The organism is Mycobacterium sp. OAS707 (assembly GCF_014873705.1).
Lineage (GTDB): Bacteria > Actinomycetota > Actinomycetes > Mycobacteriales > Mycobacteriaceae > Mycobacterium.
Genome location: NZ_JADBDS010000001.1, coordinates 367190 through 384141, shown reverse-complemented (window position 1 = coordinate 384141; position 16952 = coordinate 367190). Strand labels below are relative to the sequence as shown.

Genomic DNA, 16952 nt, shown 5'->3' with positions numbered 1-16952 from the left:
TTTCGTGCTGCGCACACATGCCGCCGGTTCGCTGCGGTCCACCGACGCCGGGCAGAAGGTGACGCTCGCGGGTTGGGTGGCGCGTCGTCGCGACCATGGCGGCGTCATCTTCATCGACTTGCGCGACGCGTCGGGGGTCGCGCAGGTGGTGTTCCGTGAGGGTGACGTGCTGGCCCAGGCGCACCGGCTGCGCGCCGAGTTCTGCATCGCGGTGGACGGTGTCGTCGAGATCCGGCCGCAGGGCAACGAGAATCCCGAGATCCCTACCGGCGAAATCGAAGTCAACGCGACATCGCTGACGGTACTGGGGGAGAGCGCGCCACTGCCGTTCCAACTCGACGAGACCGCAGGCGAAGAGGCCCGCCTGAAATACCGCTACCTTGATTTGCGCCGCGAAGGTCCTGGCAACGCAATTCGATTGCGCTCCAAGGCAAATGCTGCCGCCCGCGAGGTGCTTGCCCGACACGACTTCGTCGAGATCGAGACTCCGACGATGACGCGGTCCACGCCTGAGGGCGCCCGCGACTTCCTGGTGCCCGCCCGTTTGCAGCCGGGAAGCTTCTACGCGCTGCCGCAGAGTCCGCAGCTGTTCAAACAGCTGCTGATGGTGGCAGGCATGGAGCGCTACTACCAGATCGCCCGCTGCTATCGCGACGAGGACTTCCGCGCCGACCGTCAACCCGAGTTCACCCAGCTCGACATGGAGCTCAGCTTCGTCGACACCGAGGACGTCATCGCGATCTCGGAGGAGATCGTCAAGGCGTTGTGGGCGCTGATCGGTTACGACGTGCCAACCCCGTTGCCGCGCATGACATACGCCGACGCGATGCGGTTGTACGGCTCGGACAAACCCGATCTGAGGTTCGGCCTGGAGCTCGTCGAGTGCACCGACTACTTCTCCGATACCCCCTTCCGGGTGTTCCAGGCGCCCTACGTCGGGGCCGTGGTGATGCCGGGCGGGGCCTCGCAACCGCGGCGCACGCTCGACGGCTGGCAGGAGTTCGCCAAGCAGCGCGGCCACCGCGGGCTGGCCTACGTGCTGGTGAACGACGACGGCACGCTCGGCGGCCCGGTGGCCAAGAACCTGTCCGACGCCGAGCGCGACGGGCTGGCCGCACACGTCGGTGCATCGACCGGTGACTGCATCTTCTTTTCGGCAGGCCCGGCCAAGTCGTCGCGCGGGCTGCTCGGTGCGGTCCGCATCGAAATCGCCAGGCGGCAGGACCTGATCGACCCGAACGCGTGGGCCTTCACCTGGATCGTCGACCCGCCGCTGTTCGAACCCGCCGACGAGGCGACCGCGCACGGCGACGTGGCCGTCGGCTCGGGTGCGTGGACGGCGGTGCACCACGCGTTCACCGCACCCAAGCCGGAGTTCGCCGACAGCGTCGACACCGACCCGGGTGCCGTGCTGGCCGACGCATACGACGTGGTGTGCAACGGCAACGAGATCGGCGGCGGCTCGATCCGTATCCACCGCCGCGACATTCAGGAGAAGGTGTTCGCGGTGATGGGCATCGACAAGGCCGAAGCCGAGGAGAAGTTCGGATTCCTGTTGGAGGCGTTCACCTTTGGCGCACCGCCGCACGGCGGCATCGCATTCGGGTGGGACCGGATCAACTCGCTGCTGTCGGGCATGGATTCGATCCGCGAGGTCATTGCGTTCCCGAAGTCCGGCGGCGGCGTCGACCCGCTGACCGGTGCACCCGCGCCGATTACGCCGCAGCAGCGCAAGGAATCGGGAATCGACGCGAAACCGGAGCCGAAGGGCTAAGCCGGCTCGGGTGTGCGTGCCGCCGCGAAGAAGCCACGCAGTGCGTCGGCCATCCTGGCGCGTATCGGGGCACCCGAAATCACCACGTCGACCATCGTCAGCGAGTGGTGGGTGTGGCCCCTGGCGCCGAGGTGCTCGGTCGGGACGCCCGCGGCCGCCAGCGCGGCGGCGTATGCCCTGCCGTCGTCCCGCAACGGGTCGAACTCTGCGGTTACCACGATCGCGGGCGGCAGCCCGGACAAATCGTCGGCCCGCAACGGCGCAAAGCGCGGGTCGCTGCGCTGCGCTTCATCGATGTAGTGGTTGTAGAACCACTCGGTCAGCGGCGTCGTCAACAGGTAACCCTCGGCGTTCTCGACGAATGACGTCATCGCGGTGCCACCGCTCGTGGGCGGTGTCAACAAGACCTGCCCGACGATGTGCGGATCGCCCATGTCTCGCGCCAGTTGGCAGACCACCGCGGTGAGCCCGGCACCTGCGCTCCACCCGGCCACCGCGACTCCGCCCGGACGGCCGCCGAGCGTCTCGACGTTGTCGGCGACCCACCGCAGCGCGGCCAGGGCGTCGTCGACCGCCGCAGGGAACCGGTGCTCTGGTGCGTGGCGGTAATCCGCCGAGATGACGATCGCGTCGGTGCGCGCGCAGAGGTCTCTGCACAGCGGCTCATCTGAAACGGCGTCGCCGACCACCCAACCGCCACCGTGGAAATACAGGACGACGGGGTGTGGGCCCGGCGTTGTGGGGCGATACAGCCGGTATGCGAGATCGCCTGCGGCCCCTGGCAATACGCCGTCGACGATCTCACCGACATCCGGACCAGGCGGCCGGTCCGCGAGCATCTGCAAGTAGAACGCCCGGGCTTGCGGTACTGACATCGATTCCATCAGCGGCAGCTCCATCGCCGCCATTTCCATCAGGACCATCTCGACGTCGGGCTGCAACCGGCGGACCACACCGTCGTTGCATTTAGAGCCCTCAGGACCAGACAGCGTGAAGCCCAGGTAGTTTCGGGCGACGACTTCGTCGCAGCTGGCGCGGTAGAAGTCGACACCCGCACAGTACGGCAGGAAGACTCGCGGCTTGCCTGGCACATTGGCGCCCATGTACCAAGAGTTGGCGGTGGGGAAGAGCGTGATGGCGCCGCAGTCGGCGACATGTTGCATCCACCCGGCCTCAGCCGTTTCGGTGGGCTCGATGACGTCAAGGCCGGAAGCGCTCATATGACCGAGGCAGTCGAGCACCCAGTCCACGTGCTGTTCGATCGAAACGGTCATGTTCGACAGCACCGACGGGCTTCCCGGGCCGGTGATGAGGAACAGGTTGGGGAAGCCGACCGTCGTCAATCCGAGATAGGTCTGCGGCCCATTGGCCCACTTCTCCGTCAGCGCCAAGCCGTGGCGGCCTTTGATGTCGACGGCGGTGATCGCACCCGTCATGGCGTCGAAACCAGTGGCGAACACAATCACGTCGACGGGGAACGATTCGTCGGCCGTATCGATGCCGGTTTGGGTGATTTCTCTGATCGGGTGCTTCCGGATGTTGACAAGGCGCACATGCGGCAAGTTGTAGGTGGCGTAATAGTTCGTGTCGAGGCATGGCCGCTTCGTCCCGATGTGGTACTCGCCCGGGCACAACTCGAGAGCTGTCTGCGGATCGTCGACGATGGAGCGGATCTTGTTCCTGACGAATTCGGCGAACTCGTCGTTGGCGGCGGGATTGCTGAGCACGTCGGCGAACACGGTGAACGACTGCAGCAGCAGCCCCTGCTCCCATACCCGTTCGTAGCGCTGTTGGCGGACGGCCTCCGAGACGCTGAACGTCGTGGTGATGTCGCGCTCTGCGGGGATGCCGTTGGGTGACACCTTTGCCGCGGCGCGGTATTCGGCCTCGTTGTCGAGTGGCGCGAGCATCTCCGGGGTCACCGGCCCGTTGTGCGCCGGGATGCAGAACGTTGGGGTGCGCTGGAAAACCACCACTTGTTGCGCCTGTTCGGCGATGGCCGGAATCGACTGTACCCCAGAGGAACCCGTCCCGATGACGGCCACGCGCTTGCCGGCGAAGTCGACCGGCTCGTGCGGCCAGCGGCTGGTGAGATACACCTCGCCAGCGAACCGGTCAAGACCGTCGATCTCGGGAGGCTTCGGTATGGACAGACATCCGGAGGCCATCACGACGAACCGAGTGGTGACTTCGTCACCGGTATCGGTATGGATGCGCCACAGCAAGGCTTCGTCGTCCCAGTGCGCCTGCTGCACCCTGGTCGAGAAGGTGATGTGGCGGCGCAGGTCGTGCTTGTAGGCGACGTGGTTCAAGTAGCGCAAAATCTCGGGCTGGGTGGCGTACTTCTCCGACCATTGCCACCCGCTCCGCCAATCAGGGTCGAAGCTGTACATGTAGTCGATGCTGGGGATGTCGACGCGGGCCCCGGGATAGCGGTTGCAGTACCACGTGCCGCCGAGGTCATCGCTCGCTTCGAAAATCCGCATGCGGTATCCCGCTCGGCTGAGCCGGTAGGCCAGGTACAAACCCGCAATCCCCGCGCCCACCACGACGACGTCTACCTCAGGTCCGCTCGTGTCGGTCATCAACCGATCATCACGCCCCGCTGACCTGCTGTACCGGGTACTGCAATACTCGAGTCCCCGGGAATAGACCCCAAGCGTGTAAAGCTTGAAGGAGCAATGACCCAGCCACCCGACATCGAGACGACCAAAGCGTTCAACGCGAAGATCGCCGACGAGTTCCGCGCCAACGACGGCAAGGTCGGCGCCTTCGAGGGCAACGAGTTGCTGCTGCTGACAACCACCGGCGCCAAGTCGGGTGAGCCGCGACTGTCGCCGTTGTCGTGCAAGCGCATCGACGGGAAGTTGGTGGTCGTCGCGGGTTACGGCGGCGCCGACGTCAACCCGGCGTGGGTGCACAATCTTCGTGCCAATCCCCGCGCGCACGTCGAACTGGGCGGCGAGTCCTTCGACGTCATCGCACGCGAACTGACGGGCGCCGAACGTGAGGCGATCGTTCCCAAGCTCACCGCGATCGCGCCGCAGTTCGCAGATTTCCAGGCGAAGGTCAGCCGCGTGATCCCGATCTTCGAATTCGACAAGGCGTAGGACGCGATGCCGGTGCGCGTCGGGATCATGCTGCCCAGCCGGGAAACCGCAATGACGGGACAGCACGACGCGCCGGGCCTGGTCGAGTACGCCCGGACCGCGGAAGCGGCCGGCTTCGACTCGGTGTGGGTCGGTGACTCACTCTTGGCGCGGACCCGTGGCGAACCACTGTCGATCCTGTCCGCGGTCGCGGCTGTGACGGAGCGGGTCGCGCTCGGGACCGCGGCGCTCATCGGGCCGTTGCGCCAACCGCTTCTTGCTGCCGCGCAGGCGGCCACCGTCGACCAGTTGTCTGCCGGCAGGCTGATTCTCGGGCTCGGGTCGGGCGCGCCGCTGCCGGAGAGCCGCCGTGAATTCGACGCGGTCGGAATGCCGTTCGCCGGGCGCGGCACCCGACTGGACAAGACTGTCGCGCTGTGGCGTGAGACATGGAGTGGCCAAGGCGAATTCGCCGATGCGCTGCCGCCTGCGCGAGCGGGCGGCCCGCCGGTGTGGCTGGCGGGCGGGGACACGACGAAAGTCATCGAGCGCGTGTCGGCCACCTATGACGGCTGGCTGCCGTACCTGCCCGACGCCAATGCCTATGCGCGAGCGTGGGATCGGATTCGCGCACAAGCGGTCCGCGAGGTCACTCCGGCGTTGTACGCGACTGTCAACCTCAGTGGTGCGGGCGCCGACGCCGAACTCGACGAGTACCTGCGCTCCTACTACGGCCAACCGCTCGACGTGATGCGCCACGTCCAGGCAATCCGCGGCGGCTCGGTCCAGGAATGTCTTGACTGGCTGGCCCGCTATGTCGACGCGGGCGCTCAACACCTGATCCTGCGGATCGGCTCGCTGCGCCCGCGGCCCGAATCCGTAGCCGAACAATTGTTGCCTGCATTGAAGGAGATCTGATGACTGAAATACCCGACGCAGAAACGATGAAGGCGTTCAACAAGAACATCGTCGATGAGTTCCGCGCCAACGGCGGGAAGGTCGGCGGGCCCTTCGAAGGCGCGACCCTTCTGTTGCTCACGACCACCGGCGCCAAGTCGGGCCAGCCGCGGCTGGCTCCGCTGGCCTACCTGACGATCGACGACAAGATGATCATCGTCGGATCGAAGGCGGGCGCCGACACCAACCCCGATTGGGTGCACAACGTTCGGGCCAACCCGCGGGCGCACATCGAGGTCGGCACCGACGCCTACGACGTCACCGTGCGCGAGTTGCCGTCCGAGGAGCGGGACGCGACATATCCGAAGGTTGTCGAGTTGGCGCCGGGTTTCGGTGAGTACCAAGCGAAGACGAGCCGCGTCATCCCGCTGTTCGAACTGCAGCGGGCCTAGGGATTGCACTCAGGGTCGTGAAAGGCACCGGATCACGACCCTGAGTGCAATCGGAAGGGGCAAGTCTTACAGCCGCTCGATGATGGTCGCGTTGGCCATGCCACCGGCCTCACACATCGTCTGCAGCGCGTAGCGGCCGCCGCGCTGTTCGAGCGCGTTGACCATCGTCGTCATGATGCGCGCACCGCTGGCGCCCAGCGGGTGACCGATCGCGATCGCGCCACCGTTGACGTTCGTCTTCGCCAAATCAGCGCCCACATCGTGCGCCCACGCCAGGACCACAGGTGCGAACGCCTCGTTCACCTCGAACAGATCGATGTCGGCGAGCGTCAAACCTGCTCGCGCCAAGACCTTTTCGGTCGCGGGGATGACACCGGTCAGCATGTACAGCGGGTCCGACCCGACGACCGTGGCCGTATGGATGCGGGCCAGCGGACGCAGGCCGAGGCGCCGTGCTGCTTCGCTGGTGGTGATCAACACCGCTGCGCTGCCGTCCGACAACGGCGATGAGTTGCCTGCGGTGATCTCCCATGTGATCTGCGGGAAGCGTGCCTCGTACGCAGGGTTGTAGAACGCCGGCTTCAAACCTGCCAGCGTGTCAACGGTGGTGCCGGGGCGGATGATCTCGTCCGTCGTCAGGCCCGCGATCGGCGCCAGTTCGTTGTCGAATCGGCCCTCTTTGGTTGCCGCCGCGGCCTTTTCGTGGCTACTCGCGGAGAACTCGTCGAGCTGCTGCCGGGAAAAACCCCACTTCGCGGCGATCAACTCCGCGCTGATGCCCTGCGGCACAAGGCCTTCGGGATAACGCTGGGCCATTTGACCGAACGGATCGCTGCCCGGCAGGACACTCGAGCCCATCGGCACCCGGCCCATGGACTCGACACCCGCGGCGATCACGACGTCGTAGGCTCCCGAGATCACGCCCTGGGCCGCGAAGCTGATGGCCTGCTGGCTGCTGCCGCACTGACGGTCGACCGTCGTACCCGGGACACTCTCGGGGAAGCCGGCGCCCAGCACCGCGTTGCGGGCGATGTTGACCGCCTGGTCGCCCACCTGGGTGACCGCGCCCGCGATGACGTCGTCGATCTGCGTCGGATCGATTCCGGTCCTGTTGACCAGTTCCTTCAGGCTGTGCGCCAGAAGGTCGACCGGCAGCACGTCGTGCAGTGCCCCGCCGGCTTTTCCTTTTCCGATCGGGGTGCGTACCGCACCCACGATGACTGCATCCCGGCCCACGTATCCGGCCATTGCCGCCTCCTGACAGACTCGACGCTGAGTAGTGCTCTCTATATCCAGCTATAACACCTAGGTATAGTGAGAGCAACCCAGGAGAGGGGTGACGTGCATGACAGTGCTGCAAGGGCCGCTCGTCGACCGTGACAAGTGGTCGGCTGTCGGCGAGTGCCCGATCGAGAAGACGATGGCATTGCTGGGCACCAAGTCGGCAATGCTGATCATGCGGGAGGCGTTCTACGGCACCACTCGGTTCGAAGACTTCTGGCGGCGCGTCGGCATCACCAAGGCTGCGGCCTCGGCGCGGCTGGCCGAACTCGTGGACGCAGGTCTGCTGGAGCGCAGGCCGTACAAGGAACCCGGGCAGCGCAGCCGCGACGAGTATGTGCTGACCGCCGCTGGGACGGATTTCATGCCGGTGGTATGGGCGATGTTCGAGTGGGGTCGACGGCACCTGCCGTACAACGCCTCGCTACAGCTTGCGCATAAGGATTGCGGCGCCGAGGCGACTGTCGAGATCCGTTGCGAGCGGGGCCATCAGGTGCCCGCCAACGAGCTGGTGGTTCAGCTCGCAGGCAGGTGATCGGAAGCTGATTCACAGCCGAAGGGAACGGGGCAGCGGTTTGCCCGCAGCTACGGTGAGCCATGTCGAACACCCCTGTCCACCACGGGTCTCGTCCCGCCGAGGCTGCCCAAGCCCATCAACCCGGCGCTCGCCAAGCACTACGAAGCCCGCGCCGCCAGCATCCAGAATCGGATCGCCGACGTCATCACGCGATTCGCCGGTTCGATGGCGTTCGTCTATTTCCACATCCTGTGGTTCGCGGTGTGGATCATCTTCGGCATCGAGGGCTATCCGTTCGGGCTGCTCACGATGATCGTGTCGCTAGAGGCGATCTTCCTGTCGACGTTCGTGATGATCAGCCAGAACCGGGCCGACTTCAAACGACAAGCCGCCGCCGATCAGCAGTGGCAGATGGTGCAGGAAGAGGATCAGCAGAACAAGCAACTGATCGAGCTGACCAACCAGATTCTCGAGCTGACGCGCGCCGTGCACGCGATCACATGTGCTGACGGCCAACATAATTCGACTGCAGTCAACGGCTCTGCAGAAACGCCTTAGCCAACGTCTTCGGTGCCTGCGCCAACCACGCCTCGGTGATCAGCTCCTCGAGTTCGGGCACGCCGATCTCGGCAAGGCGCACCAGCACGGCCGGGTAGCCCTCGAAATGTGGGGTGGTGAAATACACCCGCGGATCGTCGGCGATGAGCGCGAACTTGACCCCCTCATCAGCCACTCTGGCGCCGAGGATGTCGCCTTCGGGGGCGTCGGCGCCGAGCGCCGCCAAGTCCGACGTGCGCAGCGGCCGCTCCCACGCGATCAGCTTTTTTCGCACCCGCCAGTTGTGCGGCGACGCCTCGGCTGTCTCAGGAAGCCCAGCGACTGATCGCCTGACGTCCGCCCACGTGGCCACGACATCACGATAGGCCGGAGCCATGCGCGCACCGCAACCTTGTGATGGGATCTGTCGATGGGCATCAAGGTGGCGCTGGAGCACCGCACCAGCTACACATTCGATCGGCTGGTGGAGGTGTATCCCCATGTCGTTCGGCTGCGGCCCGCGCCGCATTCGCGCACCCCTATTGAGGCCTACTCGCTGTCCGTCGAACCCGCCGATCACTTCGTCAACTGGCAACAGGACGCATTCGGTAACTTCCTGGCCCGCCTGGTCTTTCCGACCCGCACCCGCAGCCTGACCATCACCGTCGGCCTGATCGCCGACATGAAGGTGATCAACCCGTTCGACTTCTTCATCGAGGACTGGGCCGAACAGATCGGCTTCCAATACCCCAAGGCGCTCGCGGAGGATCTCAAGCCGTATCTGCGGCCGGTCGACGAGGAGGGCGAAGGGTCGGGGCCCGGTGAGCTCGTCCAGGCGTGGGTGAAGAACTTCTCGGTTGCGCCCGGCACCCGCACCATCGATTTCCTGGTCGCGCTCAATCGTGCGGTGAACGCCGACGTCGGCTACAGCGTGCGGATGGAACCCGGTGTGCAGGCACCGGATTTCACGCTGCGCACCGGAATCGGTTCGTGCCGCGACTCGGCGTGGCTACTTGTGTCGGTCCTGCGGCAGCTCGGCCTGGCCGCCCGGTTCGTATCGGGCTATCTGGTGCAGCTGACTTCCGACGTCGAGGCTCTCGACGGACCCTCGGGCCCCGCAGCCGACTTCACCGATCTGCATGCCTGGGCGGAGGTCTACATCCCCGGCGCCGGGTGGATCGGGCTCGACCCGACGTCGGGCCTGTTCGCCGGCGAAGGGCACATTCCGTTGTCGGCGACGCCGCATCCGGAGTCGGCGGCACCCATCACCGGCGCGACCGAGCCATGCGAGACCACGCTGGATTTCACGAACGTGGTGACGCGCGTGCACGAGGATCCGCGTGTCACGCTGCCCTACACCGAAGCCGCATGGGGCGCGATCTGCGCGCTGGGTGCCCGTGTTGATCAGCGGCTCGCCGACGGTGACGTGCGACTGACCATCGGCGGTGAGCCGACCTTCGTCTCGATCGACAATCAGGTGGATCCCGAGTGGACCACCGACGCCGACGGGCCGCACAAACGAGAGCGAGCCTCTGCGCTGGCGGCCCTGCTGAAGAGGGTGTGGGCGCCGCAGGGTCTTGTGCAACGCAGCCAGGGCAAGTGGTATCCCGGAGAACCCTTGCCGCGCTGGCAGATTGGGCTGTTCTGGCGACACGATGGCCAACCGCTGTGGAATGACGAGGCGCTGCTGGCCGACCCGTGGCGGCCCGAGGTCGAATTGCCCGCGCTCGCACCGGATATCGGGCACCAGCTATTGAATGCGATTGCCGACGGCCTCGGACTGCCAGGGTCCCAGGTGCGACCGGCGTACGAGGACGCGTTGGCCCGGCTGGCGGGTGCGGTGCGTCGGCCAGAGGGTGAACCCGTTGCTGCCACAGACGATCTGGAGGCCGACAGCGCCGACGCCCGTGCTGCCCTGGTATCGCGGCTCGACGAATCTGTCGCCGAACCCGCCGCGTACGTGCTGCCGTTGCATCGTCGCGACGACGACTCGGGATGGGCGAGCGCCGACTGGAAACTGCGCCGCGGGCGCATCGTGCTGCTCGAAGGCGATTCACCGGCCGGCCTGCGGTTGCCGCTGAACTCGATCAGTTGGCGTCCGCCGCGGCCGTCGTATGACGCCGACCCCTTGCGTCGGCGCGCCGCTTTGCCTGTCGACTCCGAGGCGGAGACGGCGGCGGTCGAGGACGCCGACTCCGCGCCCACCACTGCGCTTCTCGCGGAGATCCGCAGCGGCTACCTGTACGTCTACCTGCCGCCGACCGAGGAACTCGAGCACTTCGTCGATCTGGTCAGCCGAGTCGAAGCAGCCGCCGCCAAGGTCGACGTGGCCGTGGTGATCGAGGGCTACGGACCACCGCCCGATCCGCGGATCGCGTCGATGTCGATCACTCCCGACCCCGGCGTGATCGAGGTCAACGTCGCTCCGACGGCCAGCTTCGCCGAGCAGAAACAGCAACTGCAGACGCTCTACGAGCAGGCCCGCCTGGCCCGGCTGTCGACTGAGTCGTTCGACGTCGACGGCACGCACGGCGGGACCGGCGGAGGCAACCACATCACGCTCGGCGGCGTCACGCCCACCGATTCGCCGCTGTTGCGCCGCCCCGACCTGCTGGTTTCGCTGCTGACCTATTGGCAGCGCCACCCGTCGCTGTCGTATCTGTTCGCCGGCCGGTTCATCGGCACCACCTCGCAGGCACCGCGCGTCGACGAGGGCCGCGCCGAGGCGCTCTACGAACTCGAGATCGCGTTCGCCGAGATCGCGCGACTGAGCTCCGAACCCGGTGCGACGAAACCGTGGGTCACCGACCGCGCGCTGCGTCATCTGCTCACCGACATCACCGGCAACACGCACCGCGCCGAGTTCTGCATCGACAAGCTGTACAGCCCCGACAGCGCACGCGGCCGCCTCGGGCTGTTGGAGCTGCGCGGTTTCGAGATGCCGCCGCACTATCAGATGGCGATGGTGCAGTCGCTGTTGGTGAGGTCGCTGGTGGCTTGGTTCTGGGACGAGCCGCTGCGGGCCCCGCTGATCCGCCACGGCGCCAACTTGCATGGTCGATACCTGTTGCCGCACTTCGTGATTCAAGACATCGCTGATGTAGCTGCCGACCTGCGTGCGCACGACGTCAACTTCGACACCAGCTGGCTGGACCCGTTCACCGAGTTCCGGTTCCCGCGGATCGGCACCGCGGTGTTCGACGGCGTGGAGATCGAACTGCGTGGCGCGATCGAACCGTGGAACGTGCTCGGCGAGGAATCCGCGGTAGCAGGCACGGCCCGCTACGTCGACTCGTCGGTGGAACGCATCCAGGTCCGGCTCATCGGCGCTGACCGTCACCGCTACGTCGTCACCGCCAACGGCCATCCGATCCCGCTGCTGGCCACCGACAGCGCCGATGTCCAAGTCGGCGGGGTGCGCTTCCGCGCGTGGCAGCCGCCGAGCGCGCTGCACCCGACCATCACCGTCGATGGGCCGCTGCGCTTCGAACTGCTCGACACGGTGACGGGGATGTCGCGCGGCGGTTGCACCTATCACGTGTCACACCCGGGTGGTCGCGCATACGAAACGCCACCGGTCAACGCCGTGGAGGCCGAGTCCCGCAGGGGCAGGCGCTTCGACGCGACGGGCTTCACCCCCGGCAAGGTCGACATGTCGGACATCCGGGAGAAGCAAGCCCGCCAATCGACCGATGTCGGTGCGCCGGGCATCTTGGATCTGCGCCGGGTGCGTACCGTTCTGCAGTGATGGCCCTTCCCGCACCGAATACGCACGACATCGACAACCTGCTCGCCCGGTACCGCGCCGCGCGTTCACAGCAGGCGCTGTTCGATGTGCGCGGCGACCGGGCGGGCACCGGATACGACGAATTCGTCGACGCGGCAGGCAATGTCCGGCCGGCCTGGCAGGAGCTCGCCGAATGCGTGGGGGAGCGCGGCCGCGTCGGGTTGGATCAGCTGCGGTCGATGGTCCGCGGCCTGGTCGACAACGACGGCATCACCTACATCCAGGTCGACAGGCACGGCTCGGTCGTTGGCCAAGCGCAAACCAACGGCGACGGCACCGCGGAGCCTGGCCCATGGCACCTCGACGCGCTGCCGCTGGTGCTGTCCTCGGCGGAATGGGACGCTCTGGAATCAGGTTTGGTGCAACGCTCCCGGTTGCTCGATGCGGTGCTGACCGACCTCTACGGCCCCCGCGACGCGGTGACCAGCGGCGTGCTCCCGCCGCAGCTGCTGTTCGCGCACCCCGGCTACGTCAGGGCGGCCCGCGGCATCGAGGTGCCAGGTCGCCACCAGCTGTTCCTGCACGGCTGCGACATCAGCAGGGCCGCCGACGGCAGTTTCCAGGTCAACGCCGACTGGACCCAGGCACCGTCGGGCGCGGGCTATGCGCTGGCCGACCGGCGAGTGATCGCGCACGCAATCCCTGACCTGTACGAGCGGATCGGGCCGCGGCCCGCCTCGCCGTGGGCGCAGGCGTTGCGCCTGGCGCTGATCGATGCGGCTCCGGAGTCGGCAGAGGAGCCAGTGGTAGTGGTGCTGTCTCCCGGTATCCTCTCCGAAACGGCCTTCGACCAGGCCTACCTGGCCAGCGTGCTGGGTTTCCCGCTGGTGGAGAGCGCCGACCTGGTCGTGCGCGACGGCAAGCTGTGGATGCGGTCGCTGGGCACGCTCAAGCGCGTCGACGTGGTGCTGCGTCGGGTGGATGCGGAATACGCCGATCCTCTTGATCTGCGGGCAGATTCGCGACTCGGCGTGGTCGGCCTTGTCGAGGTGTTGCGCCGCGGAGCGGTGACGGTCGTCAACTCGCTGGGCAGCGGCATCCTGGAAAGTGCTGGGCTGCTTCGGTTTTTACCCGAGCTGGCCGAACGGCTGCTCGGGGAGACGCCGCTGCTGCAGACCGCTCCGTTGTATTGGGGCGGCATCAACACCGAACGCTCGCATCTGCTGACCAACCTGTCGTCGTTGCTCATCAGGTCGGTGTGCGGCGGCGACCCGATCGTCGGACCGGCGCTATCGTCGGTGCAGCGCAAGGAATTGGGATCGCGCATAGAAGCCACCCCGTGGCAGTGGGTGGGCCAGGAGTTGCCGCAGTTCTCGTCGGCGCCCACCGACTATTACCCGGGCGGGCTGTCGTCGGCCAGCGTCGGCATGCGGTTGTTCACCGTGTCGCAGCGCAGCGGCTATGCGCCGATGATCGGCGGGCTGGGGTATCTGCTGGCCCCTGGAACCGCTGCCTACCGATTGAATTCTGTTGCGGCCAAGGATATCTGGGTGCGTACGTCCGCCCGTGTGACCGCCGAGCGGATACCGACCGCTGTGGAACTTCCCGCGATGACGCCGAGCCCGACGCGCGCGGTCAGCTCGCCGCGTGTGTTGTCCGACCTGTTCTGGATGGGCCGCTACGCGGAGCGCGCCGAGAACATGGCCCGGCTGTTGACCGTCACCCGCGAGCGCTATCACGAATACCGGTACCGCCGCGAGATGGAAGGCAGCGAATGCGTGCCGGTGCTCCTCGCCACACTCGGGCACATCACGGGGACCGACACCGGGGGAGGCGGCGACTACGCCGAGATGGTCGCGACGGCTCAGAGCACGCTGTGGTCGCTGACCGCCGACCGGCACCGGTCCGGATCGCTGGCGCAATCGGTGGAACGACTGGGGTTGGCCGCGCGCGCCGTTCGCGACCAGATGTCCAACGACACGTGGATGGTGCTGGCCGCAGTCGAGCGGGCGCTGCTGCACGCTCCGGATGGGCCACCCGAGTCGCAGACAGAGGGCGAGGCGTTCCTGTCGTCGACCAACAATCTGACCCTGGCAGGGATGCTGGCGCTGTCAGGTGTCGCCGCGGAGTCGATGGTGCAGGACGTCGGCTGGACGATGATGGACATCGGCAAACGCATCGAACGCGGGTTGGCATTGACGGCGCTGCTGCGGGCAACCTTGACGACGGTCCGCAGCGCAGGCGCAGAGCAAACCATCACCGAGTCGGCGCTGGTGGCTTGCGAGTCGTCGGTCATCTACCGGCGGCGAATGCTGGGCAAGGTTAGTGTGGCTGCTGTGGCGGACCTGGTGTTGTTCGACACCGAGAATCCCCGGTCGCTGGTCTACCAGCTCGAGCGGCTGCGGACCGACCTGAAGACGCTGCCCGGATCCTCTGGCTCTTCGCGGCCCGAGCGGCTGGTCGACGACCTCATCACGCGGCTGCGCCGGCTCGATCCCGCCGACCTGGAAGTGGTCAGCGCGGACGGCACGCGAGCCGAACTCACCGACCTGCTCAACAGGATGCATCGCGACTTGCGTGAGCTGTCCGGTGTCATCACCGCGACCCACCTCTCGCTGCCCGGTGGCATGCAGCATCTTTGGGGTGCCGACGAACGTCGTGTGGTGCCGTGACCGACGGCCCGATCGCGTCGCCGTCGACCCGTTGCTACCAGATCTCGCACAGCACGGTGTACCGGTACTCGGATGTCGTCACCAGTTCCTACGGTCGCGGATTCCTGACCCCGCGAGACTCGACGCGTCAGCGGTGCCTGTCGCACGAGCTGATCATCGAACCCGAGGCCGCAGACAGCTCTACCAGCCGCGACGGGTATGGCAACATCAGCTCGTATTTCCATGTCACCGAACGCCATAACACGCTGTCGATTCGCAGCAATTCGGTGGTGGAGGTGGATCCGCTGCCGCCCGAGCTGTACGGCGGCGGGTCGGCGCGCGCGCCGTGGGAGATCGCCCGACCCGTCGGCTTGGACGGAGCGTTGGCCACCGAGTTCACGTTGGACCTCCGGCCTGCGGAGATCACCGACGAGCTACGCGCTTATGCCGCACCGAGTTTCGAGCCCGGTCGGCCGTTGATCGAGGTGCTTCGCGATCTGACGTCGCGGATTTTCACCGACTTCACGTACCGGTCGGGATCGACGACGGTGTCCACGAAAGTCAACGAGGTTTTGGCGGCGCGAGAAGGGGTATGTCAGGACTTCGCGCGGCTCGCCATCGCTTGTCTGCGTGCCAACGGGTTGGCGGCCAGCTATGTGTCGGGATATCTGGCGACAGACCCACCGCCGGGGAAGGAACGCATGGTCGGCATCGACGCGACGCACGCGTGGGCGTCGGTGTGGACGCCGCAGAACCAGTGGCTGGGTTTGGATCCCACCAACGACCAGATGGTCGACGAGCGTTACATCTATGTAGGGTTCGGCCGTGACTACGCGGATGTGCCGCCGCTGCGCGGGATCATCTACACCGACGCCGAGAGCAGCGTGATCGACGTCTCGGTAGATGTAGCGCCGTATGAGGGCGGTGTGCTGCGTGCGTGACTTCCTCTGCCCCAACTGCGGCCAGCATCTGGCCTTCGAGAATTCAGTGTGCCTGAATTGCGGTAGCGCCCTTGGCTTCTCGCTGCCGGACATGGCGCTGCTGGTGATCGCACGCGGTGAAGCGAGTGACCACGGCGGTGCCGTCGACGCCGCCGACTACCAGTTGTGCGCGAATCTTCACCTGGCGGAATGCAATTGGCTCGTGGAGAAGGGCCCCGTCGCGCGGCTGTGTGCGTCGTGCGTACTCACCCGCACCCGTCCCAACGACAGCGACACGACGGCGCTGGCCGCGTTCGCAGCCGCCGAGAAGGCGAAACGTCGGCTGATCGCCGAGCTCATCGAACTGAAGCTGCCGATCGTCGGCCGCGACGAGGACCCGCAGTTCGGGTTGGCGTTCGACCTGCTGTCCAGTGAGCAGGAGAAGGTGTTCACCGGCCATCACAACGGCGTGATCACGCTCGACCTGGCCGAAGGTGACGACGTGCACCGCGAGCAGTTGCGTGTCGCGATGGCCGAGCCCTACCGCACACTGCTCGGGCATTTCCGGCACGAGATCGGGCACTACTACTTCTACCGACTGGTCGAGCCGTCGGAGCAGTATTCGAAGCAGTTCCGCGAACTGTACGGCGATCCCGATGCTGACTATCAGGCGGCGCTGGACCGGCATTACAAAGAGGGTGCGCCTGCGGGCTGGGAGGACGACTACGTGTCGTCTTATGCCACCATGCATCCCGCCGAGGACTGGGCCGAGACCTTCGCACACTATCTGCACATCCGCGACACGCTTGATACGTCCGCCGCGTTCGGCTTTGCTGCCGCCGCCGCGACCTTCGAGCGACGGGTATTGGGCCCCAGCGGATTCGACGCGATCATCGATATGTGGCTGCCGCTGGCGTGGGCACTCAACATGATCAACCGGTCGATGGGTCGGGAGGATTTGTATCCGTTCGTGCTGCCGCCGCCGGTCCTCGACAAGATGCGGTTCATCCACACGGTGATCGAGGAAACCACCACGTAACCGCCGCGCTAACTACCGCGAGCGTGCGTGTCTGCACGTCGACACGCGGCAAAACGCGTGCACCTCGC

13 protein-coding genes are annotated in these 16952 nt (G+C 66.3%); 10 read left to right on the top strand and 3 right to left on the bottom strand.

All coding sequences use genetic code 11. From position 1 onward, the window contains the following. The first annotated feature begins 4 nt into the window (after window positions 1–4). Window positions 5–1774, top strand: coding sequence for an aspartate--tRNA ligase (aspS, locus tag GGC64_RS01835; protein ID WP_192720748.1), 1770 nt, complete (start codon window positions 5–7; stop codon window positions 1772–1774). Here aspS and GGC64_RS01830 read toward each other — a convergent pair. Next, complete coding sequence (locus tag GGC64_RS01830) at window positions 1771–4359, bottom strand: FAD-dependent oxidoreductase (protein WP_192720747.1); 2589 nt, start codon at window positions 4357–4359, stop codon at window positions 1771–1773. The genes aspS and GGC64_RS01830 overlap by 4 nt on opposite strands. A gap of 96 nt (window positions 4360–4455) precedes the next feature. Here GGC64_RS01830 and GGC64_RS01825 point away from each other — a divergent pair, with 96 nt between their 5' ends. From GGC64_RS01825 to GGC64_RS01815, 3 genes are read left to right on the top strand one after another with little or no spacing between them, the layout of a single operon-like run. Beyond that, entirely contained in the window at window positions 4456–4884 is a 429-nt protein-coding gene (locus GGC64_RS01825; protein WP_192720746.1) for a nitroreductase family deazaflavin-dependent oxidoreductase, read from the top strand. Between the two features lie 6 nt (window positions 4885–4890). Then, on the top strand, window positions 4891–5781 hold the full coding sequence (locus GGC64_RS01820; RefSeq protein ID WP_192720745.1) for an LLM class flavin-dependent oxidoreductase: 891 nt from the start codon (window positions 4891–4893) through the stop codon (window positions 5779–5781). Further along, a complete protein-coding gene (locus GGC64_RS01815; RefSeq protein WP_192720744.1) occupies window positions 5781–6212 on the top strand; it encodes a nitroreductase family deazaflavin-dependent oxidoreductase in 432 nt (143 codons plus the stop codon). The genes GGC64_RS01820 and GGC64_RS01815 overlap by 1 nt, the downstream gene beginning before the upstream one ends. Window positions 6213–6278: 66 nt before the next feature. On the opposite strand, the gene GGC64_RS01810 is transcribed toward GGC64_RS01815, so the two are convergent. Next, window positions 6279–7460 carry a thiolase family protein gene (locus tag GGC64_RS01810; RefSeq protein ID WP_192720743.1) on the bottom strand — a complete coding sequence of 394 codons (1182 nt, stop codon included), beginning with the start codon at window positions 7458–7460 and terminating at the stop codon, window positions 6279–6281. A gap of 97 nt (window positions 7461–7557) precedes the next feature. On the opposite strand from GGC64_RS01810, the gene GGC64_RS01805 reads away from it, so the two are divergent. Together GGC64_RS01805 and GGC64_RS01800 are read left to right on the top strand one after the other, a co-directional pair. Continuing rightward, window positions 7558–8028, top strand: coding sequence for a helix-turn-helix domain-containing protein (locus GGC64_RS01805; protein ID WP_192720742.1), 471 nt, complete (start codon window positions 7558–7560; stop codon window positions 8026–8028). A gap of 207 nt (window positions 8029–8235) precedes the next feature. After that, window positions 8236–8568, top strand: a complete 333-nt coding sequence (locus GGC64_RS01800; RefSeq protein WP_192720741.1) for a DUF1003 domain-containing protein — start codon at window positions 8236–8238, stop codon at window positions 8566–8568. On the opposite strand, the gene GGC64_RS01795 is transcribed toward GGC64_RS01800, so the two are convergent. After that, complete coding sequence (locus tag GGC64_RS01795; RefSeq protein WP_192720740.1) at window positions 8543–8920, bottom strand: MmcQ/YjbR family DNA-binding protein; 378 nt, start codon at window positions 8918–8920, stop codon at window positions 8543–8545. The genes GGC64_RS01800 and GGC64_RS01795 overlap by 26 nt on opposite strands. Window positions 8921–8977: 57 nt before the next feature. On the opposite strand from GGC64_RS01795, the gene GGC64_RS01790 reads away from it, so the two are divergent. From GGC64_RS01790 to GGC64_RS01775, 4 genes are read left to right on the top strand one after another with little or no spacing between them, the layout of a single operon-like run. Continuing rightward, complete coding sequence (locus tag GGC64_RS01790; RefSeq protein WP_192720739.1) at window positions 8978–12295, top strand: DUF2126 domain-containing protein; 3318 nt, start codon at window positions 8978–8980, stop codon at window positions 12293–12295. Beyond that, the gene (locus tag GGC64_RS01785) at window positions 12295–14946 is read left to right on the top strand and encodes a circularly permuted type 2 ATP-grasp protein (RefSeq protein ID WP_192720738.1); all 2652 of its coding nucleotides are present in this window, start codon (window positions 12295–12297) and stop codon (window positions 14944–14946) included. The genes GGC64_RS01790 and GGC64_RS01785 overlap by 1 nt, the downstream gene beginning before the upstream one ends. Then, the gene (locus tag GGC64_RS01780) at window positions 14943–15866 is read left to right on the top strand and encodes a transglutaminase family protein (protein WP_192720737.1); all 924 of its coding nucleotides are present in this window, start codon (window positions 14943–14945) and stop codon (window positions 15864–15866) included. Before GGC64_RS01785 ends, GGC64_RS01780 begins: the two co-directional genes overlap by 4 nt. Then, a complete protein-coding gene (locus GGC64_RS01775; RefSeq protein WP_192720736.1) occupies window positions 15859–16884 on the top strand; it encodes a putative zinc-binding metallopeptidase in 1026 nt (341 codons plus the stop codon). Before GGC64_RS01780 ends, GGC64_RS01775 begins: the two co-directional genes overlap by 8 nt. Window positions 16885–16952 lie beyond the last annotated feature (68 nt).